The 22,621-nt window shown below is 64.9% G+C and carries 25 protein-coding genes, 1 pseudogene and 1 riboswitch; of the genes and pseudogenes, 14 read left to right on the top strand and 12 right to left on the bottom strand.

The genetic code is table 11. The features are described 5' to 3' along the window. Positions 1-13 precede the first annotated feature (13 nt). The 6 genes from Q352_RS0115345 to Q352_RS0115320 all read right to left on the bottom strand — a co-directional run bounded on the left by Q352_RS0115345 (position 14) and on the right by Q352_RS0115320 (position 5,954). Positions 14-1,108, bottom strand: coding sequence for an efflux RND transporter periplasmic adaptor subunit (locus Q352_RS0115345; RefSeq protein WP_051529011.1), 1,095 nt, complete (start codon positions 1,106-1,108; stop codon positions 14-16). A gap of 10 nt (positions 1,109-1,118) precedes the next feature. Further along, the gene (locus tag Q352_RS0115340; RefSeq protein ID WP_028500099.1) at positions 1,119-1,724 is read right to left on the bottom strand and encodes a MarC family protein; all 606 of its coding nucleotides are present in this window, start codon (positions 1,722-1,724) and stop codon (positions 1,119-1,121) included. Between the two features lie 68 nt (positions 1,725-1,792). Further along, positions 1,793-3,307, bottom strand: a complete 1,515-nt coding sequence (locus Q352_RS0115335) for a C69 family dipeptidase (protein WP_028500098.1) — start codon at positions 3,305-3,307, stop codon at positions 1,793-1,795. Between the two features lie 116 nt (positions 3,308-3,423). Then, positions 3,424-4,572 carry a THUMP domain-containing class I SAM-dependent RNA methyltransferase gene (locus tag Q352_RS0115330; protein WP_028500097.1) on the bottom strand — a complete coding sequence of 383 codons (1,149 nt, stop codon included), beginning with the start codon at positions 4,570-4,572 and terminating at the stop codon, positions 3,424-3,426. Between the two features lie 84 nt (positions 4,573-4,656). Further along, on the bottom strand, positions 4,657-5,373 hold the full coding sequence (locus Q352_RS0115325) for an SAM-dependent methyltransferase (RefSeq protein ID WP_028500096.1): 717 nt from the start codon (positions 5,371-5,373) through the stop codon (positions 4,657-4,659). Between the two features lie 2 nt (positions 5,374-5,375). Continuing rightward, on the bottom strand, positions 5,376-5,954 hold the full coding sequence (locus tag Q352_RS0115320; RefSeq protein ID WP_028500095.1) for a Maf family protein: 579 nt from the start codon (positions 5,952-5,954) through the stop codon (positions 5,376-5,378). 57 nt (positions 5,955-6,011) lie between these two features. Between Q352_RS0115320 and Q352_RS0115315 the strand changes: the two genes are divergently transcribed. The 10 genes from Q352_RS0115315 to ahcY all read left to right on the top strand — a co-directional run bounded on the left by Q352_RS0115315 (position 6,012) and on the right by ahcY (position 14,315). Further along, positions 6,012-6,512 (top strand): YceD family protein, encoded by a 501-nt coding sequence (locus tag Q352_RS0115315; RefSeq protein WP_028500094.1) that lies wholly within the window; start codon positions 6,012-6,014, stop codon positions 6,510-6,512. A 21-nt stretch (positions 6,513-6,533) separates the two neighbouring features. Further along, a complete protein-coding gene (gene rpmF / locus Q352_RS0115310) occupies positions 6,534-6,713 on the top strand; it encodes a 50S ribosomal protein L32 (protein ID WP_028500093.1) in 180 nt (59 codons plus the stop codon). A gap of 214 nt (positions 6,714-6,927) precedes the next feature. Beyond that, positions 6,928-7,971, top strand: a complete 1,044-nt coding sequence (plsX, locus tag Q352_RS0115305; RefSeq protein WP_028500092.1) for a phosphate acyltransferase PlsX — start codon at positions 6,928-6,930, stop codon at positions 7,969-7,971. 23 nt (positions 7,972-7,994) lie between these two features. Next, positions 7,995-8,954: a beta-ketoacyl-ACP synthase III gene (locus tag Q352_RS0115300; protein WP_028500091.1), complete on the top strand. Its 960-nt coding sequence runs from the start codon at positions 7,995-7,997 to the stop codon at positions 8,952-8,954. A gap of 21 nt (positions 8,955-8,975) precedes the next feature. Next, a complete protein-coding gene (locus Q352_RS23500; protein WP_156952568.1) occupies positions 8,976-9,119 on the top strand; it encodes a hypothetical protein in 144 nt (47 codons plus the stop codon). Between the two features lie 11 nt (positions 9,120-9,130). After that, on the top strand, positions 9,131-10,060 hold the full coding sequence (gene fabD, locus Q352_RS0115295; protein WP_028500090.1) for an ACP S-malonyltransferase: 930 nt from the start codon (positions 9,131-9,133) through the stop codon (positions 10,058-10,060). A gap of 15 nt (positions 10,061-10,075) precedes the next feature. Further along, on the top strand, positions 10,076-10,834 hold the full coding sequence (gene fabG, locus Q352_RS0115290) for a 3-oxoacyl-ACP reductase FabG (RefSeq protein WP_028500089.1): 759 nt from the start codon (positions 10,076-10,078) through the stop codon (positions 10,832-10,834). A gap of 175 nt (positions 10,835-11,009) precedes the next feature. Further along, positions 11,010-11,249, top strand: coding sequence for an acyl carrier protein (acpP, locus tag Q352_RS0115285; protein WP_028500088.1), 240 nt, complete (start codon positions 11,010-11,012; stop codon positions 11,247-11,249). Positions 11,250-11,450: 201 nt separating this feature from the next. Continuing rightward, entirely contained in the window at positions 11,451-12,692 is a 1,242-nt protein-coding gene (gene fabF, locus Q352_RS0115280) for a beta-ketoacyl-ACP synthase II (protein ID WP_028500087.1), read from the top strand. 75 nt (positions 12,693-12,767) lie between these two features. After that, a riboswitch (S-adenosyl-L-homocysteine riboswitch) is annotated at positions 12,768-12,839 on the top strand. A gap of 63 nt (positions 12,840-12,902) precedes the next feature. After that, positions 12,903-14,315, top strand: a complete 1,413-nt coding sequence (gene ahcY, locus Q352_RS0115275) for an adenosylhomocysteinase (protein WP_028500086.1) — start codon at positions 12,903-12,905, stop codon at positions 14,313-14,315. 52 nt (positions 14,316-14,367) lie between these two features. Here the strand turns inward: ahcY and Q352_RS0115270 are convergent, their stop codons facing one another. The 5 genes from Q352_RS0115270 to Q352_RS21445 all read right to left on the bottom strand — a co-directional run bounded on the left by Q352_RS0115270 (position 14,368) and on the right by Q352_RS21445 (position 17,951). Then, complete coding sequence (locus Q352_RS0115270) at positions 14,368-14,694, bottom strand: AzlD domain-containing protein (protein WP_036386608.1); 327 nt, start codon at positions 14,692-14,694, stop codon at positions 14,368-14,370. After that, on the bottom strand, positions 14,691-15,380 hold the full coding sequence (locus Q352_RS21450) for an AzlC family ABC transporter permease (RefSeq protein WP_036386605.1): 690 nt from the start codon (positions 15,378-15,380) through the stop codon (positions 14,691-14,693). The genes Q352_RS0115270 and Q352_RS21450 overlap by 4 nt, the downstream gene beginning before the upstream one ends. A 118-nt stretch (positions 15,381-15,498) precedes the next feature. Further along, positions 15,499-16,110 (bottom strand): glutathione S-transferase family protein, encoded by a 612-nt coding sequence (locus tag Q352_RS0115255; RefSeq protein WP_028500085.1) that lies wholly within the window; start codon positions 16,108-16,110, stop codon positions 15,499-15,501. Positions 16,111-16,233: 123 nt separating this feature from the next. Beyond that, complete coding sequence (locus tag Q352_RS0115250; RefSeq protein WP_036386603.1) at positions 16,234-16,923, bottom strand: SIMPL domain-containing protein; 690 nt, start codon at positions 16,921-16,923, stop codon at positions 16,234-16,236. A gap of 110 nt (positions 16,924-17,033) precedes the next feature. After that, entirely contained in the window at positions 17,034-17,951 is a 918-nt protein-coding gene (locus tag Q352_RS21445) for a LysR substrate-binding domain-containing protein (protein ID WP_036386601.1), read from the bottom strand. 98 nt (positions 17,952-18,049) lie between these two features. Here Q352_RS21445 and Q352_RS0115240 point away from each other — a divergent pair, with 98 nt between their 5' ends. Further along, entirely contained in the window at positions 18,050-18,754 is a 705-nt protein-coding gene (locus Q352_RS0115240; protein ID WP_028500083.1) for an SDR family oxidoreductase, read from the top strand. Between the two features lie 64 nt (positions 18,755-18,818). Here Q352_RS0115240 and cycA read toward each other — a convergent pair whose 3' ends face one another. Further along, positions 18,819-20,246: a D-serine/D-alanine/glycine transporter gene (gene cycA, locus Q352_RS0115235; protein WP_028500082.1), complete on the bottom strand. Its 1,428-nt coding sequence runs from the start codon at positions 20,244-20,246 to the stop codon at positions 18,819-18,821. Between the two features lie 223 nt (positions 20,247-20,469). On the opposite strand from cycA, the gene Q352_RS22920 reads away from it, so the two are divergent. From Q352_RS22920 to efeO, 3 genes and pseudogenes are all read left to right on the top strand, one after another. Beyond that, positions 20,470-20,940, top strand: a complete 471-nt coding sequence (locus tag Q352_RS22920) for a HigA family addiction module antitoxin (protein WP_255420187.1) — start codon at positions 20,470-20,472, stop codon at positions 20,938-20,940. 114 nt (positions 20,941-21,054) lie between these two features. Next, a complete protein-coding gene (gene efeU, locus Q352_RS21435) occupies positions 21,055-21,888 on the top strand; it encodes an iron uptake transporter permease EfeU (protein ID WP_036386599.1) in 834 nt (277 codons plus the stop codon). Between the two features lie 167 nt (positions 21,889-22,055). Further along, positions 22,056-22,621, top strand: a pseudogene (efeO, locus tag Q352_RS21430) (iron uptake system protein EfeO); the annotation flags it as partial.

Below are 22,621 nucleotides of genomic sequence, written 5' to 3'. Positions count from 1 at the left end.
GGGGAAGGGACCACTAGCGGATCAGGGCGACGGTGTCGCCTGGTCTGACGCCGAGCACGTGGTCGTAGATGGCGACCGCATTGGCCGGCAGGCCGCTGACGGCAGCCAGCCCGTCGATGGTGTCGATCAGGCCGATTGTTACCGGCCGCTTGACCGCGCGCTTGCCCTCCAGCGTCATCACCCATGGCGCCTTGCCGTCGCGGTCACGAATGGCGGTCAGCGGCAGGATGGCGGTGGCGTCGGCCGAGGCGATCACCAGCCGTCCGCGCGCATACTGGCCCGGATAGATGCGGCCGTCGCGGTTGTCGACGGCGATGAATACCGTATAGCTGCGGGTGCCGCTGTCGGCGACCGGGTTGATGCGGGTGACGCGGCCATCGAAGCGCAGCCCGCTGTCCAGCGTCAGCGACGCGCGCTGGCCCAGGCGGATGCGCTCGATATCGCGTGCCGGCACGCTGGCGGCGACTTCGAGATCGCGCAGCGCGGCCAGACCGAACAGCTCGCCGTTTTTCGGCAGGGTCTGGCCGACCTCGGCGCTGCGCTTGTAGATCACGCCGTCGAACGGCGCAACGATGCGGCTGTCGGCCAGTGACTTGCGCGCACGGGCCAGAATGCTTTCCTGTGCGGCGAGCTGGGTGGCGTTGACGCGGTAATCGCTCTCGAACTCATCGAGTGCGTTCGGAGAAATGAAACCCTGTGCCGCCAGTTCGCGCTGGCGCTGGAGTTTCTTGCGCGCCAGGTCGAGCCGGGCGCGGTTGGCGGCCAGTTGTGCGGTCTTTTCGTCCAGTTCCAGGCTGGCGGTGCGCGGGTCGATCTCGGCCAGCAACTGGCCCTTCTTCACCGCCTCGCCTTCGCGGACATGGATCGCGGTGACCGTGCCCTCCAGCTCGGCGGCCAGGGTGGTCTGCATGCGGGCGCTGATCGGGCCGGTAACCGGCACGGCATCGTCGACCCGACCGGACTGGGCGCGGCGGACATCGACGGCCGACAGGGTCAGTGCCGGTCGGGCCGCCGGTCTGGCATCGGGGGCCTTTTGCCCGCAGGCGGTCAGCGCGAGGGCCAGCGCCAGAACGGCGGACAGTCGTGTGGTGTGCGGACGCGAAATCATGTCGGGGGGATCAGTTCAGGTTTTTCCAGTAGGCGGCAAGACCGGACAGCAGCATCTCGATCGATACCGCGATCAGCACCAGGCCCATCAGCCGCTCTAGTGCGGTGATGACCGGCTTGCCGAGCCGGCGCTGCAACTGACCGGCGAACAGGAACACGACATAGGTGACGGCAATGCTGATGGCGACGGCAAGCGACCACTCCAGCATGCGCGACGGATCGTTGGTCGCCATCAGCATGACCGTGGCCATGGCCGACGGCCCGGCGATCAGCGGAATGGCGATCGGGACGATGAACGGCTCGCTGTCGCCGTCGGTGCGGCCGAACAGGCTGCCGGACGGCGACGGGAAGATCATGCGCAGCGCGATCAGGAACAGCACCACACCGCCGGCGATCTTCAGCGACTCGTCGGTCAGGTGCAGCACGCGCAGGAACGGTTTGCCGAAAAACAGGAACAGCAACAGCACGACAAAGGCGATGCCGCACTCGCGGGCGATGATGCGGTGGCGTCGCGCCGGCGACACCCGCTCCAGCGCGGCCAGAAACAGCGGGATGTTGCCGAGCGGATCAGTGATCAGGATCAGCAGGATGGTGGCGGAGACGAAAGTGGGTTCCACGGCGCGGCAGGACGGTGACGAAGGGCTGATTATGACATCGACCGCCGTTGTCCGCGCCGTGTTGCTTGTTACAGGCCCTTGATCTTGTCCAGCTCGGCCGGGGTGTACTTCAGCTCGGTGGACTTGGTCAGGTCGGTCATCAGCGTGTCGCGCAGTTCGCGCGCCTGGTCCAGCGCGTACAGGGCGGTGCCGTTGCCGAGTCGTTGCGCATAGTTGATCGCCAGCTCGCGGTTCTGGCCGTACAGCGATTTCAGCATCGCGTCGGTCGCGGGCTGGGCGGCGCGCAGGTTGGCCTCCAGCCGGTCGCGCCAGCCGGTGATCAGCGGGCGGTACTTGCCCGGATTGGCATTGGCCAGCGACGACACACTGCGGAAGGTCCACCAGGCCGAATGCGAGTCGAAGTCGTCATTGCCCTGACGGAACACCTGCGGCGTGCTCTGCATGGCGCCGAGGTAGAACGGCAGGAACACGGCATCGCGGACATTGCCCATCGACTGCCATGACAACACCTGCAGTTCCTTCGGCATGTCCGGCCGGACCTGGATGATGTGCGCCTCGACGTTGCGGTCGACGGCGATCGGGCGCTGGGTGCTGCCGGCCGCCGGCTTGCGCTTGTCCAGCGGTGTGCCGGCATAGTCGGCAGTGCGCAGGATGGAGGCCACGGTCGCGACGTCGATCTTGCGGTCGGCGCGGGTATAGAACGGATACTGGGCCTGACGCACCGGCTGTTTGCTCGACGGCGTCAGCCGCGATTGCACCAGCCATTCGCGGTCGACGTTATAGCTGTCGCCGATCTTGCCGAACGCTTTCGCGAAGTTGAAGCGCTGCGGGTCGACCCGGTCCAGCAGCTTGTGTTCGCTGACGAAGGCCGCCAGCCCCGGGCTGGCCAGCACGTTGCGGCTGTCGCCGAGGTCGACATCGTGGACGCGCATGCCATTGGCGATGGTCAGATAGCCGTCGTCCGGCACGCGGACGGCAATCCACTGGTGGCCGCCGCCGATCTCGAACAGCCAGGCCTCGCTGGCGTCGGCGATTTCGATGCCGTTGGTTTCGCCGGCACCGAGCGTTTCGACATAGCGGCCGAGCAGGGCGACCGCCTCGCGGGCGCTGCGCGCCTGCGGCAGGATCAGGTCGGGCAGGATGGCCTCGACCACGCCGCCGCCATCGGCGACCAGCGGTGCGGCTTTGGCCGCGCGCTCATTCTGTTCGGTGCTGTTGGTGGCGGACAGCACCACGCCGGCTTCGTTGCTGCCGAATTCGCTCCACTGGCCGCCGGCGCCGAACTGGGCACCGTTCCAGTCGCGCATCGCGGTATAGCGCTGCGATACGGCCGGCGCCGGCACGCGCACGCCATTGTCGAACGACAGCATGTCGCCGGCCTTGTGCTCGACCCGGGGCACCACCACGAAGTGCTTGGCGTGGTTGTTGAAGGTGTAGTCCTCGAGGCGGGCGACGAGGATTGAGCCGTCGGCCGTCGCGTTCTTGCCGGCGATGATGGTAGTGCAGGCCAGCGTGGCCTGCGCGAGACCGGCAAGCGCCAGTGCGGTGACGACAACGGTGCAGCTGAAACGGCGAACGGACATGGGGCGGCTCCTGATGCGGATCGATGGAAACGATCCTCATCGTCGACCACCCCGGGGGCAGAAGCAATGTCAGGCTTTGCTGATATTGATGCAGGACATGCTGCATGGGGGGGCGCTCAGGCCGGCCGGTTGCTGCCCGAGATCATGCGGAATTCGAACAGCCGGCAGTCGAGCGCGCCATTGCGCAGCGGCGTGCGCCGGGACGGCGACAGCCGGATCATCTTCGCCAGTCGCAGGTCGGCGGTCAGCAGATAGGCGGTCCAGCCGGCCATTTCGCGCTTCAGCCAGTGGCCGAGTTGCGGATAGAGCAGGGCCAGCCGGTCCATTTCATCCAGCCGCACGCCATACGGCGGATTGCTGACGATGACGCCGCCGGCGGCCGGCGCATGGCTGTCGAGGAAATCGCCGTCGCTGAGCGTGATGCAGTCGTCGAGCTGGATATGGGCCAGGTTCTGCCGGGCGGCGGCCAGTGCGGCCGGGTCGCGGTCGATGCCGAACAGCGGCAGCGGCCGGGCCTGCTTTTCGCGGGCGATGGCAGCATCGGTGATCTGCTGCCAGGCGGCCGGGCGGAAGCCGGACAGTTTTTCGAAGGCGAAGTGGCGGCAGGCGCCCGGCGCCCAGTCCAGTGCAATCATCGCCGCTTCGACCAGGAAGGTGCCGCTGCCGCACATCGGATCGAGCAGCGGGACGTCCGGGGTCCAGCCGGTCAGGCGCAGAATGCCGGCGGCCAGGTTCTCGCGCAGCGGGGCGTCACCGGTGGCGATGCGCCAGCCGCGCTTGAACAGCGGCTCGCCGGAGGTGTCCAGGTACAGCGCAGCGTCAGAGCCGGACAGGAAGACGTGGATGCGCATGTCCGGCGTGTGGGTGTCCACACTCGGCCGCTCGCCGCCGCGTTCGCGGAACACGTCACAGACGGCGTCCTTGATGGTCAGCGACACGAAGTCGATGCTCTTGACCGGGCTTTTCACCGCATCGGTCTTGACCTTGATGGTGCGCGACACGTCGAAGTACTGCGGCCAGTCGACCTGGCGCGCCAGCTGGTACAGGTCGCGTTCGTCACGGTAGCGGCCGCCACCGACGCGCCACAGCACGCGGCTGGCGATGCGCGAGTGCAGGTTGACCGTCATCATGGTGTCGAAACTGCCGCTGAAACCGACTCCGCCGTCGGTCGGCGCGACATCCTGCGCGCCCAGCGCGACCAGTTCGTCGGAGAGCACGGCCTCGAGCCCGCGCGGGCAAGGGGCGAAAAAGCGGTCGAGATGCATGACGGGAAAACCTTTCGGACATGAAAAAACGGCGCGAGATCGCACCGTTGACGGATTGTAGACTAAAGCCTCACAGGCAGGGACTTAGCGTCGGTCTGCGCCGGCGTACAGCACGAAGATCGCCGGGCGCTTCTTGAACTCGGCGGCGATCGCCGGCCACTCGGCCGCGCGGCGGCTGACGATGGTCTGCGTCGGCAGCGTCAGATCGCAGGCGACCGTCAGCTGTGTTGCCGGCGCCAGTGTCGCCAGCAACGCGTCGATCAGCTGCGGATTGCGGTACGGCGTCTCGATGAAGATTTCGGCGCTGTCGGCTTCGCGCGAGTGTTTCTCCAGCGCGCGGATCGCCGCCAGCCGTTCGGCCTCGCCGACCGGCAGATAGCCGTGAAAGGCGAAACGCTGACCCTGGCTGCCGGACGCCATCAGCGACAGCAGGATCGACGACGGGCCGACCAGCGGTTCGACGGTGTGGCCGCGGGCATGGGCGAGCCGGACCAGGTTCGCGCCCGGGTCGGCGACGGCCGGGCAGCCGGCCTCGGACAGCAGGCCGACGTCATGGCCGGCTTCCAGCGGTGCAATCAGCCGCTCCAGCGCGTCAGCCGGGGTGTGTTCGTTCAGCTCGTCCAGTGCCAGCGCCTGCAGTGGCGTGTCGAGTTCAAGCTGCTTCAGGTGCTTGCGCGCGGTCTTGGCCGCTTCGACCACGAAACGGGTCAGGTGGCGGATGCGCTCGCGCTGGGCCGGAATCACCCAGTTTTCCACCGGCAGGTCGCCAAGCGGGGTCGGAATCAGGAATAGCGTCGCCATCGTTACAGAACCTCGACACCTTCGTTCTTCAGCAGGGTGACCAGCGCGAACAGCGGCAGGCCGACCAGGGCGTTCGGGTCGGTCGACTCGATGCGCTCGATCAGGGCGCCGCCGAGCGCCTCGCTCATGCAGCCGCCGGCGCAATGGACCGCTTCCGGTTCGCGCGCCAGATAGGCGGCAATCTGGGCGTCGCTGGCGTCGCGCATGCGTACGGTCGTGATGTCGACCTGTTCCTGCACCCGGCCGCTGGCAGTGTTGATCAGCGACAGCGCGGTATGAAAGGTCAGCGCCCGGCCCCGGGTCTGCTTCAGCATGTCGACCGCATGGGCGACGGTACCCGGCTTGCCGAGCTGGCGACCGTCGAGCAGCGCGACCTGGTCCGAACCGATGATCAGTGCGTCCGGACAGGCGGCGCGCAGCGATTCGGCCTTCTGCCGTGCCAGCCGGCAGGCGGTCGCCACGGCGGTTTCGCCGGGCAGCGGCGTCTCGTCGCAATCGGGCGCGATGGCCTCGAACGGCAGACCGAGACGGGACAGGATCTCGCGGCGAAAACGCGAGGTGGAGGCAAGAACCAAACGCATGAATCGACGTCGTTTTCTTTTGACAGGGGAAGAGGTGGATAATATCATTCGCCGTTTATGTCTCAACCCATTTTGATCAATAGCCTCGACTTCGCCCGTGAACGGCGCGAAATCAGCACCCGCGATATCGCGGTGGCGGATCTGCCGCGTCTGGCCGATGCGCTGGCGAGCCGTGACGGCGTGCTGTCGTGGTCGGTGTCCGGTCATGTCGACCGGCTGCATCGCCCGACCTTGCGTCTGAAAGTCAGCGGAGACGTGATGCTGGCCTGCCAGCGTTGCCTGGAACCGCTGCCGCACCGGATCGACGCCGATACGCTGATTACCCAGTTTACCGACGAAGAACGGCTCGAAGCTGCTTGCGACGAGGATGAAGACCTCGACGGCATTCTGGCCGAGGAAGAACTCGACGTGCTGGCATTGATCGAAGATGAAGTTTTGCTGGGCTTGCCGCTCGCACCGCGCCACGACGACTGCCGTCCCGACGCGATCGAGAAGGCCAAGGCCGACAAACCCAACCCGTTTGCGGTGCTTGCTGCGCTGAAGCGCAAGCCCGACTGAACCCGAATCGAAGGAGTCACCATGGCTGTCCAACAGAACAAAAAATCCCCGTCCAAGCGCGGCATGCATCGCGCCCACGATTTCCTGACCGCGCCGAACACCGCGATCGAACCGTCGACCGGCGAAGTGCACCTGCGTCACCACATCAGCCCGAACGGCTTCTACCGTGGTCGCAAAGTGGTGAAGACCAAGGGCGAGTGATTCGCCCCGTGCGTCACGCCGGCTCCGCCGGTTCGTGGCGCCCGAGCTTCCTGACCGTGCGTTGCGCAGTCAGGATTGCAGACAGGAATGCGGCGCTTTCGCCGCATTCCCGTTTCCGTGCCGCGGAGGCGAACTCCGGCACCGCCTTTATGCCAGCGTTATGCCGGCAAGCCGGGTCGTGATGCCGCACGGCTTCAACTTTTCCCGGAACAGCATGACTCTCACCGTAGCTGTCGACGCGATGGGGGGGGACGTCGGGGTCGGCGTGACCGTACCCGCTTCGCTCGCCTTTCTTGACCGCCATCCCGACGTCAAGCTCATCCTGGTCGGACTCCCCGACCTTATCGAATCCGAACTGAAACGCCTTGGCCGAGCGCCGGGTGAGCAGTTGACCATCCATCCCGCCACGGAAGTGGTCGGCATGGACGATTCACCGCAATCCGCGCTGAAGAACAAGAAAGACTCGTCGATGCGGGTCGCCATCAACCTGGTCAAGGACGGGGTTGCCCAGGCGATCGTGTCGGCCGGCAATACCGGTGCCCTGATGGCCACCGCGCGTTTCGTCCTGAAAACCATCCCCGGCATTGATCGTCCGGCCATCGCCAAGATGCTGCCGTCGATGAACGGCACCACCTGCGTGCTGGACCTTGGCGCCAACGTCGACTGCACGCCGGAACAGCTGCTGCAGTTCGGCATCATGGGTGCGATGCTGGTCGAAGGCGTGATGAAGAAGCCGAATCCGACCGTCGGGCTGCTGAATATCGGCTCGGAAGAGATCAAGGGCAGCGACAACGTCAAACAGGCGGCGGAGCTGCTGCGACATTCCGGCCTCAACTTCGTCGGCAACGTCGAAGGCAACGATATCTATCACGGCAGTGTCGATGTGGTGGTGACCGACGGCTTTACCGGCAATGTCGCCCTGAAAACTTCCGAAGGACTCGCCCACATGGTGGCGACCTTCCTGAAGGAGGAATTCACCCGCAATCTGCTGACCCGCTTGTGTGCACTGGCCGCATTGCCGGTGCTCAACCGCTTCAAGAAACGGGTAGACTCCCGCCGATACAACGGGGCGAGCCTGGTCGGTTTGCGCGGCATTGTGGTCAAGAGCCACGGCGGGACCGACAGCCTCGGTTTTCGCTGCGCGCTGGAACAGGCGATCGACGAGGTGCGTGCCGACGTCGTGCGCCACACCAGCGAGCACGTGGGGCAGCAACTGGCCCGAATCGACGCTGCGGCGGCGGCCAGCCCCAAAATCTGAACAAGACGGAGAAACCCATTCTCATGCGCTACGCCCGGATTCTCGGCACTGGCGGCTACCTGCCCGATACGGTATTGACCAATGCCGATCTCGCCGCCCGCGTCGACACCACTGACGAGTGGATCGTCTCCCGTACCGGCATTCGTGAACGGCATCTGATCGCCCCGGAACAGGCCACCAGTGACCTGGCGCTGGAAGCGTCGCGTCGCGCGATTGCGTCGGCCGGCATCGAGGCGTCCGAACTGGACATGATCATTGTCGCTACCACCACGCCGGACATGATTTTCCCCGGCACGGCGGTGATCCTGCAGGAAAAGCTTGGTCTGCCGGGTATCCCGGCATTCGACGTGCAGGCCGTGTGCGCCGGCTTCATGTTCGCGTTCGCCACTGCGAATGCGTACATCCGTGCCGGCATGGCGCGCAAGGTGCTGGTGGTTGGCGCCGAGGCGATGACCCGGCTGCTCGACTGGAGCGATCGCCGCACCTGTGTGCTGTTCGGTGACGGTGCCGGTGCCGTGGTGCTTGGTGCCTCCGACGAGGCCGGTGTGCTGGCGACCCGTCTGCATTCCGATGGCCGCTACAAGGACATCCTGAAAGTGCCGGCGCATCCGGAGCAGGGGGCCCTGATCGGCAATGCCTACGTGCACATGGATGGCCAGGCAGTGTTCAAGTTCGCCGTCAAGGCGCTGTCCGAACTGGCGGTGCAGACGCTGGCCGAGGCCGGAAAGGCCAAGGAAGACCTCGACTGGCTGGTGCCGCACCAGGCCAACCTGCGCATCATCGAGTCCACCGCCAAGCACTTGCACATGAGCATGGACAAGGTCGTGGTCACGCTGCCGGGGCAGGCGAACACGTCGGCCGCTTCGGTACCGCTGGCACTGGACACGGCGATCCGTGACGGCCGCATCCAGCGCGGCCAGCTGCTGCTGCTGGAAGGCATCGGCGGCGGCTTTGCCTGGGGCTCGGCCCTGGTGCAGTACTGAGCATCGGGTGACGTCATCCCGATGACCATTCCCCGCCCGACGGCGCCGGAAGCCATGCGCTTCGGCGCCGTCGGGCGTTTGGGGGAAGTCCGTTCAAGCGTACGTTTGCACCCTGTTGCCGGCGTGCGGCGGATGATCCCCGTCAATCTGCTGATTTTGCAATGAGGAGACCCGTCATGGCCTTCGCGTTTGTCTTTCCCGGACAGGGCTCGCAGAGCCTGAAAATGATGGACGGCTTTGCCGGCCATCCCGTTGTGCGTACCACTTTCGACGAGGCGGGCGATGCGCTCGGACTCGATCTGTGGGCGATGCTGCAGGCCGAATCGGCCGAAGCGATCAACCAGACCGTCAATACCCAGCCGCTGATGCTGGCGGCCGGTGTCGCCATCTGGCGCGCCTGGCTGGCCGCCGGTGGTCAGCGTCCGGCTGCCGTGGCCGGGCACAGCCTTGGCGAATACTCGGCGCTGGTCGCCGCCGGCAGTCTGGCCTTTGCCGACGCGGTGCGCCTGGTGCGTCTGCGCGCCGAAGCCATGCAGGGCGCCGTGCCGGAAGGCAGCGGCGCCATGGCGGCCATTCTCGGCCTGGATGACGCTGACGTGGTGGCGGCCTGCGCGGAGGCCGCGCAGGGGCAGGTGGTCGAGGCGGTCAACTTCAACTCGCCGGGCCAGCTGGTGATTGCCGGCGACAAGGCGGCAGTCGAGCGCGCCTGCGCCGCGTGCAAGGACAAGGGCGCGAAGCGCGCGCTGCTGCTGCCGGTATCGGTGCCGTCGCACTGTGCGCTGATGGCGCCGGCCGCAGAGCGGCTGGCCGCGGCGCTGGCCGACATCGCCATCGCGGCGCCGGCAATCCGCGTGCTGCACAATGTCGACGTCGCCAGCCATGACGACGCCGACGGCATCCGCACCGCACTGACTCTTCAGCTGTACAAGCCGGTGCGCTGGACCGATACCGTGCGTGCGCTGGCCGAAGCCGGTCTGGTGCTGCAGGCCGAGTGCGGTCCGGGCAAGGTGCTGACCGGTCTGGGCAAGCGCATCGATGCACGGGTGAAGACGCTGGCGCTGACCGACGGCGCTGCGCTGGACGCCGCCCTGGCCGAACTGGCCTGATCCCCGATATTCCTCATGGAGACGAATGACATGACGCTGCAAGGCAAAATTGCGCTGGTGACCGGTGCGTCGCGCGGCATTGGCGCCGCCATCGCCGACACCCTGGCCCGTCAGGGCGCCATCGTGGTGGGGACCGCCACTTCCGAGTCCGGCGCGGCGGCGATCAGCGAGCGGCTGCAGGCGATCGGCCAGGGCCAGGGCTACGAGTTCAACAGCAATCAGGGCGGCGAAGCCGTCGACCGTCTGATCAAATTTGTTGAAGAAACGTATGGACCTCTGACGATTCTCGTCAATAATGCCGGGATTACGCGTGACCAGTTGCTGATGCGGATGAAGGACGACGACTGGGACGCGATCATGGATACCAACCTGAAGTCGGTTTACCGGCTCTCGAAAGCGGTGCTCAGGGGTATGATGAAGGCCCGCTGGGGCCGCATCATCAGCATCGCCTCGGTGGTGGGCTCGATGGGCAATGCCGGCCAGTGCAACTATGCGGCGGCCAAGGCGGCGATCATGGGCTTCTCGAAGTCGCTGGCGCGCGAAGTCGGCAGCCGCGGCATCACGGTCAACTGCGTGGCACCGGGCTTTATCGAGACCGACATGACCCGCGACCTGCCGCAGGCACAGCGTGAAGCGCTCGAGCAGCAGATCGCGCTGGGGCGCCTTGGCGGCGTGCAGGACATTGCCGATGCAGTCGAATTTCTGGCGTCGGACCGGGCCGGATACATCACCGGTCAGACGCTTCATGTGAACGGCGGAATGCTGATGCCGTAAGGCAATTGGCAGGATTTTGTCGAAATGGGTACCAGATCCCGGATGTTGTACTGAAGTTGTCGGAAGATGACAACATTTGACCTCTGTTGATTTAGGTATTTTGCTCTAAATTTTTTTTGGTAGAATGGCGCGGTTTTTGTTTACCACCCGCTCCGAAAGGCATAGGTAAGACCAAATGGAAAACATCGAACAGCGTGTCAAGAAAATCGTCGCTGAACAACTCGGCGTTAACGAAGCCGAAGTGAAGAACGATTCCTCGTTCGTTGACGATCTGGGCGCTGACTCGCTCGACACGGTGGAACTGGTGATGGCACTCGAAGAAGAATTCGAATGCGAGATCCCGGACGAAGACGCCGAAAAGATCACGACGGTTCAGCAAGCCATCGATTACGTGTCGGCACACCTGCCCAAGTAATTTGGCTTGATCCTGGAGACCTCTGCCGCGGATTGTCCGTCTGTGCAGGGGTCTTTTGCAGTTGGGGATCTGCAAACGGTCGTTTGACGGCGTGGCGACACGGCGGCGTCGGCGACCGGCAGGCCGGAAAACGTTTCCGGGCTGCTGCGGGTGCGCGGGCCTGTGCCTGCGCCCGGCATTCCTCTATTCAAGGAGTTCATCTTGGCTCGACGCAGAGTAGTCATCACCGGTCTGGGACATGTCAGTCCGCTCGGTAACGACGTCGCGACCGGCTGGGCCAACCTCGTGGCCGGCCGTTCGGGCATCACCCGCATCACGCGCTTCGACGCCAGCGACATGGCATGCCAGATCGCCGGCGAGGTGAAGGATTTCAACATCAGCGACTACATCACGCCGAAAGACGCGCGCCGCATGGATGTGTTCATCCATTACGGCATCGCCGCCGCTTTCCAGGCTGTCGCTGATGCCGGAATTGAAGACATCCCGGACCTCGACCGCACGCGCGTCGGGGTCAATATCGGTTCCGGCATCGGCGGCCTGCCGCTGATCGAGGAAACCGGTGTCGCACTGATGGAAGGCGGTCCGCGCAAGATCGGCCCGTTCTTCATTCCCGGCTCGCTGGTCAACCTGATTGCCGGCCACGTGTCGATCATCAAGGGTTTCCAGGGACCGTCATACGGCATCGTCTCCGCCTGCACGACCGGCGCTCACTGCATCGGTGATGCCTCGCGGCTGATCCAGTACGGCGACGCCGACATCATGGTGGCCGGTGGTGCCGAAGGGGCGATCACCCGCCTGGGCATCGGCGGCTTTGCCGCCATGAAGGCGCTGTCGACCCGCAACGACGACCCGGCGACCGCCTCGCGGCCGTGGGATACCGGCCGTGACGGTTTCGTCATGGGCGAGGGCGCCGGTGTCATCGTGCTGGAAGAGTACGAGCACGCAGTGCGCCGCGGCGCAAAGATCTATGCCGAGCTGAAGGGCTTCGGCATGAGCTCGGACGCGCATCACATCACCGCGCCGAGCGCCGAGGGCCCGGCCCGTGGCGTGAAGAACGCGCTGAAAGATGCCGGCCTGAACCCGGACGAAGTCGATTACGTGAACGCGCACGGCACGTCGACCCCGCTGGGGGATGCCAATGAAACCGAGGCGCTGAAGCTGGCGTTCGGCGATCACGCAAGCAAACTGGCCGTCAACTCGACCAAGTCGATGACCGGCCACCTGCTGGGTGGCGCCGGTGGCGTCGAGGCGGTGTATTCGATCCTGGCGCTGCATAACCAGATCGCCCCGCCGACCATCAACCTGTTCGAGCAGGATTACGAACACGGCTGCGACCTCGACTACGTGCCCAATGTCGCGCGCGACATGAAGATCGACGTGGCAATTTCGAACTCGTTCGGTTTTGGCGGCACCAACGGTACGCTGGTCTTCGGCAAAGTCTGACCGACGGGCAGCAGATCTGCAGAAACGGCGACCTCATGGTCGCCGTTTCCTTTTTCCTGCCTGTATAATCCGTCGCTTGCCGAGAAGCGCTGCAAGGCGGGGTGCCCCGTCCCAGGCTCGGTCATGATTCAACGGCGCTTGCCTAACCCCCGTGGCTGCGGGAGTGCGGGTGAGCCGCATCCTCCCGGTCGCACCGTACAGGAAACTGACATGAACGCTGTGGCTGACAAATTCACTGATTACCTGGTTGCTGACCTCTCCCTCGCGGCCTGGGGCCGCAAGGAACTGTCGATCGCCGAAACCGAAATGCCCGGCCTGATGGCTCTGCGCGCCGAATACGGCGACAGCAAGCCGCTGAAGGGCGCACGCATTGCCGGCTCGCTGCACATGACCATCCAGACCGGCGTGCTGATCGAAACGCTGATCGCGCTGGGCGCCGAAGTGCGCTGGGCCTCGTGCAACATCTTCTCGACCCAGGACCAGGCCGCAGCCGCCATCGCTGCCGCCGGCATCCCGGTGTTCGCCTTCAAGGGTGAATCGCTGGACGAGTACTGGGACTACGCGCACCGCATCTTCGAATGGCCGGAAGGTCAGCCGGCGAACATGATTCTCGACGACGGCGGCGACGCCACGCTGCTGCTGGTGCTCGGCGCCAAGGCCGAACAGGACCGCAGCGTGATCGCCAGGCCGGGCAACGAAGAGGAAACCTCGCTGTTCGCCTCGATCGCCGCTCACCTGGAAATCGACCCGGGCTGGTACTCGAAGCGCCTGGCCGCCATCCGCGGCGTGACCGAAGAAACCACCACCGGCGTGCATCGCCTGTACCAGATGGAAAAGGACGGCCGCCTGCCGTTCCCGGCCTTCAACGTCAACGACTCGGTGACCAAGTCCAAGTTCGACAACCTGTACGGCTGCCGCGAAAGCCTGGTCGACGGCATCAAGCGCGCCACCGACGTGATGATCGCCGGCAAGGTCGCCGTGGTGCTCGGCTACGGTGACGTGGGCAAGGGTTGCGCCCAGAGCCTGCGCGGTCTCGGCGCCACGGTGTGGGTCACGGAAATCGATCCGATCTGCGCGCTGCAGGCGGCGATGGAAGGCTACCGCGTCGTCACCATGGACGATGCCTGCGCCCAGGGCGACATTTTCGTCACCACCACCGGCAACGTCGGCGTGATCACCCACGATCACATGAAGCGGATGCGCAACAATGCCATCGTCTGCAACATCGGCCACTTCGACAGCGAAATCGAAGTCGCCAGCCTGCGCCAGTACACCTGGGACAACATCAAGCCGCAGGTCGACCATATCGTGTTCCCGGACGGCAAGCGCATCATCCTGCTGGCCGAAGGCCGCCTGGTGAACCTCGGTTGCGCGACCGGTCACCCGAGTTTCGTGATGAGCAACAGCTTCACCAACCAGGTGCTCGCGCAGATGGAAATCTTCCAGCACGGCGAACAGTACGGCAAGCAGGTCTATGTGCTGCCGAAGCACCTGGACGAAAAGGTCGCCCGCCTGCACCTGGAACGCATCGGCGCGAACCTGACCGTGCTGTCGGACGAGCAGGCTGCCTATATCGGTGTGGACAAGAGCGGCCCGTACAAGCCGGCTCACTACCGCTACTGATTGCGCTGCATCCCTGACCAGAACGCCTCCGCATTGCGGAGGCGTTTTTGCGTCAGGAAACGGATTGCAACACCCAGCGCGCCAGCCACAGCGTGGCCATGCCGGCGGCCAGCGTCGGCAGGATCTTGCGCGTTCTGGCGGCGACCAGTACGGCCACCACGCCGGCGACCAGTTTCGGTTCGGCCAGCGAGGTGATCAGCCGGCCGTCCTGCATGACGATTTCCGGCACGGTGATGGCAGTCAGGATGGCCAGCGGGACGAAGCGCAGCGCAATCTGCAGCGCCGGCGGAATCCTGCGCTGGCCGAGCAGACCGATAAACGACAGGCGCAGCAGGAAGGTGATGGCCCCCAGGGCGGCGAACAGCAGCAACATGTTCATCGCGCCGCCCTCCGTGTCATCCAGACCCCGCCGACAATGCCGAGCAGCGTGGCGACGATCAGCGCCAGCTTGAACGGCAGGGCATACAGCGTGACGGCGGCAATGCCGGCGATGATGACGGCGGTCCAGTCGGCACGGTCGTGCGCGGCCGGGACCACCAGCGCGATAAAGGTCAGCGGGATGGCAAAGTCCAGCCCCCATTCGGGCGGGATTTCGCTGCCCAGCGCCAGTCCGGCCAGCGTCGACAACTGCCAGGCGGTCCACAGCGTCAGCCCGGCACCGAACAGGAACCAGTGCCGGTGTGGTGACGACCGGGCGGCATTCATGCGGTTGACGGTGACCGCGTAGGCTTCATCCGTCAGCAGATAGGCGAGCAGCGCCTTCCAGCCGGGGCCGAGCGTGCGCAGGCCGGGCGCCAGCGAGGCGCTGTACAGCACATGGCGCAGGTTGACGATGGCGATGGTGACGAAGATCACCGCCAGCGGCGCCTGGCTGGCCAGCATCTGGCTGAGGACGATCTGCGAGCTGCCGGCAAAGACCAGGGCGCTCATTGCCTGTGCCTGCCAGGCAGTCAGACCGGACTCCAGCGCCAGCACGCCATAGATCATGCCGAATGGCCAGACGCCCAGCAACAAGGGCATGAGCGTCCTGGCGCCGGCAAGGAACTCGCTTCGTTTCGATGTCATCCGCGTATCTTGTCATGCGACAACAAAGTACGACAATGGACTTGCAGCGACGGCGCGCAAAAAAGCCCACCGGCGGTAACGCGGTGGGCCTGGGTCCGGCCGTGCGGTCGGAAAGGGGTCAGACGACCGGCGGCACGGTATCGATAAAGCTCTGCCGGGTTTCCAGCTTGTCGAACAGCAATTCCAGATTCGGGTAGCGCGTGCGCCATTCCAGTTCCGGCAGACGCAGGCTGAGCCAGCCGAGACAGGCGCCGACGGAGATGTCCGCCAGCGTCATCCCGTTGCCGTAACACCAGGGCCGGTCGGCCAGTTCGAGCGACAGGGCCTCGAGGCCGGATTCGATCTTGCCGTACTGGCGGCGTGCCGCACTGTCGCTCTGCTCGGTGGCGGGGCGCTTGCGTTCGTGGAACACCGCCGTGCCGGCATCGAGGATGCCGTCGGCCAGCGCCTGCCAGCGCTTGACCTGCATCAGCCCGCGCGTGTCGCCCGGCAGCAGTTTGCTGACCGGCGACAGGGCGTCCAGATACTCGACGATGACGCGCGAGTCGTACAGCACGGTGCCGTCGTCCAGCAGCAGCGTGGGCACCTTCCCCAACGGATTGATTCCCTTCAGCGCCACACTGTCGTCCCACGGATTGATGACTTCCAGTTGGCAGTCAATGCGTTTTTCCAGCAGGGCGATACGCACCTTGCGGGCATAGGGGCTGGTCAGCGAAGCAAAGAGTTTCATGGTTCTCGTCGAAGGATATAAAGGTACTGGCAATAAAACGTTGAGGCCATTGTAGAGCCAGAACCGCTCAGGCGCGACTTCGCGTGGTCTGCCGCGCGTCGGCGCGCCTGTCCGGGCCGCGTTTTACGGCAGCAATTCGATCTGGCCCTGGGCGCTGACGGTCAGCTCGCTTTCGCCGCTGGCCATCTCCGGGCCGGCCGCATCCGCCATGACGGCGGCCGACATCGCCTTGGCGCGATAGGCGACCGGGCGGAAGCCGCCGCCACTGTTCAGGCTGACTTCGACCACGCGGTAGTTGCGATAGCCCAGTGCCCGGGCGGCAATCTCGGCCCTGGCCTTGAAGGCGGTCAGCGCTTCCGGAATCAGGGCATTTTCGGCGCTGTCACGTGCCTGCGGCGAGACCGAGAAGCTCAGACCGGCGAACTGCAGTTCCGGCGACAGGGCCGAAATCAGCTTCGACAGCGCCGCGACGTCACGGCTTTCCAGCCGCAACTCGGCACGGCCGCGCCAGCCGGTCTGCTTGTTGTTCTTGTCATAGAGCGGCCAGCTGTTGCGGTTGCCGCTCTCGACCTTGACCTTGTCGTGGCGCTTGGCGGTTTTCAGTGCGGCGTCGGTTACCTGGTCGAGGTGGGCGGCGACCTTGCCGGCATCGCTGCCCGAGGTTTCGACATACAGGGTGGCCTGGGCGACATCGTTGGCCACCAGGCGCTGGGCACTGGTGGTCAGGCTGACGAGCGGCCCCCTGGCCGGTTCTGCGGCCAGGGCCGGTACGGTGAAGGCGGAAAGCAGCAAGACGGGCAGCAAGCGTCGCATGAATTGTCCTCTGGCGTTGTTGTTTGATCAGATTTTGATGATATACCGCTGTATTCACTACAGCGTAGCTCATGACCGGTAAAAGATGTTTCCGGATGTGAACGTGCGCATCATGCCTGCGAGGGCGCTGCGGCTTCGGCCAGCAGCCGGTCTGCAACCGCCATGACGCCGCTGCCGGGCGGATCGGCGGTCAGCAGATAGAAGCCGGCGTCGCTGTCCAGTGCGTACTGCTCGCCCAGTACCCGCACCAGCCGGCCATCGCGCAGCGCGCTGTCGACCAGTGGTGCCGGCACGATGGCGACGCCGAGGCCGCGTTCGGCTGCCTCGATGGCGTGCAGGGTCTGGGAAAAGCTCGGGCCGGTGACGGGCATGTCGGCCCGGCCGTGGCGGGCGAACCAGCGCGACCAGTGCCGGTGCGTGTCGGAGATCAGCGGGATGCCGGCCAGATCGTCTGCGTTTTGCCAGTCGGCATGGCCGGCCAGTGCCGGTGCGCAAACCAGAATGGCCCGGCCGGGCAGCAGGAAGCGGGCCGTGCCCTCGGCAAAGGGCGGTGTGCCCCAGCGGATGGCGATATCGACCCGGCCGTCGCCGTGCAGCGGCCGCAGCTGGTCCGAGGCGTCGATGACCACGCTGCCGGCCGGCACGGCGGCCGAAATGCGCTCCAGGCGCGGGATCAGCCAGCGGCTGGCGATCGACGGCGTGGTGCTGACCAGAACCTGTCCGGGCGGGTGCCGGTCGGGGCCGGCGGTGAATTCGCGTGTGGCGGCTTCGAGGATTTCCAGCGCGAAGCGGGTCCGGCTCGCGTACTCGTCGCCGCAGTCGGTCAACGCGAGACCGCGCGGCAGGCGGTGGAACAGCGGGCGGCCGAGCTCGGCTTCCAGTGCCCGCACCTGCTGGGCGACCGCGCCCTGGGTGACGTGCAGCGCATCGGCGGCGGCACGGAAGCTGCCCAGCCGCGCGGCGGTCTCGAAGGCGAGCAGGTGATTCAGTGTCGGCAGGTGGCCGGCGCGGGGACCCCATTTTTTCATGGCTGCAGTTTTTCTACTGTCAGGGTGTTTGAATTCTGGTTTGTCGCCATGGCATGGCGCCCGCCATATTAGGGTTTGTGCAGCGAAAGGAAAACATCATGGCGGAACAGAAAGTAGCAATCATCACGGCAGGTGGCAGCGGCATGGGAGCGGCGGCGGCACGGCGGCTGGCGGGCGAGGGCTTCCGGCTGGCCATCCTGTCGTCGTCGGGCAAGGGCGAGGCGCTGGCTGCCGAACTGGGCGGGATTGGCGTGACCGGATCGAACCAGTCGAATGAAGACCTGCAGCGGCTGGTGGATCTGACGCTGGCGCGCTGGGGGCGGATCGATGCGCTGGTCAACAGTGCCGGCCATGGTCCGCGCGGCGCGGTGCTGGCGCTCGGCGACGACGACTGGCATCGCGGACTGGACGTCTATCTGCTCAATGTGGTGCGCGCCGCGCGGCTGGTGGTGCCGGTCATGCAGCGCCAGCGCAGCGGGGCCATCGTCAATATCTCCAGCTTTGCCGCCTTTGAGCCGGATCCGGCGTTTCCGGTATCGAGCGTGTTCCGCGCGGGCCTGGCGTCGTGGACCAAGCTGGTTGCCGACCGCTACGCGGCCGACAATATCCGCATCAACAATGTGCTGCCCGGCTATATCGACAGCCTGCCGGTCCCCGAGGCCGTGCTCGGGCGCATTCCGATGGGACGCGGCGGGCGGGTCGAGGAGGTGGCGGCGCTGATCTCGCTGCTGGTGTCCGACGAGGCTGCCTATCTGACCGGGCAGAACCTGCGCATCGACGGCGGACTGACCCGCTCGGTCTAGACGACGGGCAGCAAAAATCCCCGGCGCCAGCAATGGCGCCGGGGATTGTCATCCGGGTGCGGGCTTAGTGCATGCCGGGACGGCGTTCGGCGATTTCCTTGCGGAACACGCCGAAGTAGCCGAGCGCCAGCCAGACGAACCACAGCGGGGTGGCCATCAGCGCCATCCGGGTGTCGGCTTCCAGGCTCAGCAGCACCAGCACGAAGGCGAAGAACGCCAGGCACACGTAGCACATGATGACGCCGCCGGGCATCTTGTACAGCGACTTCTCGTGCAGCGCCGGGCGCTTTTTCCGGTAGACGATGTACGAGGCCAGAATCATCGACCAGACGAACATGAACAGTACCGCCGAGACGGTAGTGATCAGCGTGAACGCTTCGATCAGGTCAGGCACCACATAGACCAGCAGGGCGCCGACCAGCAGACACAGGCACGAGAACAGCAGGCCGTTGGCCGGCACCGCGCTGGACGACAGCTGGCCGAAGGCTTTCGGTGCCAGCTTGCCGCGCGCCAGACCGAACAGCATGCGGCTGGTGGAGAACACGCCGCTGTTGGCCGACGACGAGGCCGAGGACAGTACGACGAAGTTGATCAGGGCAGCGGCGGCCGGAATGCCGGCCAGCATGAACAGCTCGACGAACGGGCTCTTGTTGGCCACCACCGAGCGCCACGGCGTGACCGACATGATGGCGATCAGCGAGAACACATAGAAGATGATGATGCGGACCGGGATCGAGTTGATGGCTCGCGGCAGGTTCTTTTCCGGGTCCTTGGTCTCGGCGGCGGTGGTACCGACCAGCTCGATGCCGACAAAGGCGAACACGGCGATCTGGAAGCCGGCGAAGAAACCGCTGATGCCCATCGGGAACATGCCGCCGTCGTCCCACAGGTGGTGCAGCGAGGCGACCGAACCGGACGGGGAGGTGAAGCCGGTGACGATCATGAACAGGCCGGTGCCGACCAGGGCGACAATGGCGATGATCTTGATCAGTGCGAACCAGAACTCGATTTCACCGAACAGCTTGACCGTCAGCAGGTTGAGTCCGAGCAGCAAGAGTACGCACAGGACGGAGGGAATCCAGGGCGCGAGTTCCGGGAACCAGAACTGCATGTAGGCGGAGATGGCGATCACGTCGGCCACGCCGGTGACGACCCAGCAGAACCAGTAAGTCCAGCCGGTGAAGAAGCCGGCCCACGGACCGAGCAGGTCCGCCGAGAAATCAATGAATGAGCGGTAGTTCAGATTGGACAGGAGCAATTCGCCCATGGCCCTCATCACGAAGAACAGCATCACGCCAATGATCATGTACACGAACAGGATGGAAGGTCCGGCCAGGCTGATGGTCTTGCCCGATCCCATGAACAGCCCGGTTCCGATCGCGCCGCCGATTGCAATCAACTGAATGTGCCGGTTACTCAGGTTTCTTTTCAGTTTCTCTTCAATCGCAACGTCAGGGCGGTCGATCGGATAGACCGCATCGTACTTCTGCATCTGATTACCCCTGGATAGAAAGCGAATCATTTTCTGGATGTGTCGCGGTCGTCTCTGTCGGGACGACGACCGGGTGAGCCGCATGCCGATACGAGTGTCGGCGCGTGCAAACACAGTCTCTAATGCTTACAAGACCGTCACCGACTGCAGCATACCTGCGCGCTGGCATGCCGGAAGCAAAAAAGAGCAAATTTCAGTGATTCTGAACTGCATTTTTATATAAGTGCAGCATTCGTGTGCTAGTTCTTCGTCATGCCGGGCGGTTTTCGGGATTCATTCTCAATTGCGGGCGGGGCGTGGTTTCCCCTTTTGCAACCCGGGCGGGATCCTGTCCGGCTGGCTTGAAGGCCTCGGGATGAGCCAGAGCGCTTTTGCCGCACACATCGGCATCAGCCGGGTGATGCTGTCCCGCATCCTGCACGGGCATGCGGCGCTGGCTGCCGACATGGACCTGCGCCTGGCCGAAGCACAGGGCACTTCTTCCGGTTTCTGGCTGCGGCTGCAAGTGCAGCGTGATCTGTGGGAGGCCGCGCAGCGCACCAGTCTGCGCCCGTCGATTCCCCTGCCGTCGACCCGCCCCTCCGCCGGGTCTGCGGCATCGTGTCGCAGGCCCGGCGCGCCTTCCTCGACGCATAATCCCGCCTCTTTCGTCATGCCTCACCGGCATGGCAGAAAAAAGTGTCCACGACGCTGACACTTTTATCCAGTAATTGGATATCCTTGTCTGCAATAGATAATGATTTGCATTACGCAAATTGTGCATTTTCACATTTTCGGGCGGTCGGGCCGCCGGGCGAGGGGACAGAACATGCTGGTGCCGTTTCTCATCATGCTGCGCGAGGGAATGGAGGCGGCGCTGATCGTCGGCATCATCGCCAGTTACCTGAGGCAGTCCGGCCAGCGCAAGCAGATGCCTGCGGTCTGGGCCGGCGTGGTTCTCGCCTGCGTGCTGAGTCTGGCGCTCGGCTTTCTGATCGAAGCCACCCAGAGCGAGTTTCCGCAGAAGCAGCAGGAGCTGTTCGAGGCGGTGGTCGCCCTGGTTGCCGTCGGCATCCTGACCTCGATGGTGTTCTGGATGAAGCAGGCGGCCCGCTCGATCAAGGCCCATCTGCACGATTCGATCGATGCCGCGCTGAACAAGGGCAATGGCCAGGCCTATGCGCTGGTCGGCATGGTGTTCTTTGCCGTCGCCCGCGAAGGGCTGGAGTCGGTGTTCTTCCTGCTGGCGGCATTCCAGCAACAGGAGGTTGGTCTGGCAGCACCGCTGGGCGCGATGCTGGGGCTGGCCGTCGCCGTGGCGCTGGGAATCGGCATCTATCAGGGCGGTATTCGCCTGGATCTGCGCCGTTTCTTCCGCTGGACCGGCGTGTTCATCCTGTTCGTGGCGGCCGGCCTGCTCGCCGGCGCCGTCAAGGCGCTGCATGAGGCTGGGGTCTGGAATCAGCTGCAGACCGTCGTGTTCGACCTGAGCCTGGCGTTGCCGGCCGACAGTCCGTTCGGCGTCATTCTCGCCGGCCTGTTCGGCTACAACGACACGCCGACCGTTGGCGAAGCCCTGGCCTGGCTGCTGTTCCTGCTGCCGTCGCTGTACCTGTTCCTGGCTGGCCGGGGACAGCCCGCGCTGGCCCCCCGTACCCATTGATCATTCTCCCGTTTATCCACAAAGGATCTGAAACCATGGCGCATCGCCACCTGATGAAACTGTCGGCCCTGTGCATGCTGGCCGCGCTGACCGCCTGCCAGAAAACCGAACCGCCAGCGGCAAGCCCTGCCGCCAGCACGGCTGCCCCGGCGGCACCGGACTTTGCCGAGCAACTGGTCGGCCCGGTCGCCGACTACAAGCTGTACGTGAGTGCGGAAGTGGATGAACTGGTCAAGCAGACACAGCGCTTTGCCGACGCGATCAAGGCCGGCAAGCTGGAGGAAGCCCGGGCGCTGTACGCGCCGACCCGTCGCCACTACGAGCGGATCGAACCGATTGCGGAACTGTTCTCTGACCTGGACACCGCCATTGACGTGCGCGAAGACGACTTCAAGGACAAGGCCAGCGACCCGAACTTCACCGGCTTCCACCGGCTGGAGAAAGCCCTGTTTGCCGACAACAGCACCAGGGGGCTGGACAAGCTGGCCGACAAGCTGGTGGCGGACACGGTGGAACTGCAGACGCGGATCAAGTCACTGAGCATTCCGCCGGCGAAGATGGTCGGCGGTGCGGCCGGTCTGATCGAAGAAGTGGCGGCGACCAAGATCAGTGGCGAGGAAGATCGCTACAGCCATACCGACCTGTGGGACTTCCACGCCAATGTCGAAGGCGCACGCAAGATCGTCGATCTGCTGCGACCGCTGCTGCAGAAGGCTGATGCCGCGCTGCTGGC

This window comes from Microvirgula aerodenitrificans DSM 15089 (assembly GCF_000620105.1).
GTDB lineage: Bacteria > Pseudomonadota > Gammaproteobacteria > Burkholderiales > Aquaspirillaceae > Microvirgula > Microvirgula aerodenitrificans.
Note: the sequence above shows the minus strand (reverse complement) of the source record. Positions and strands in the feature narration are given on the sequence as shown.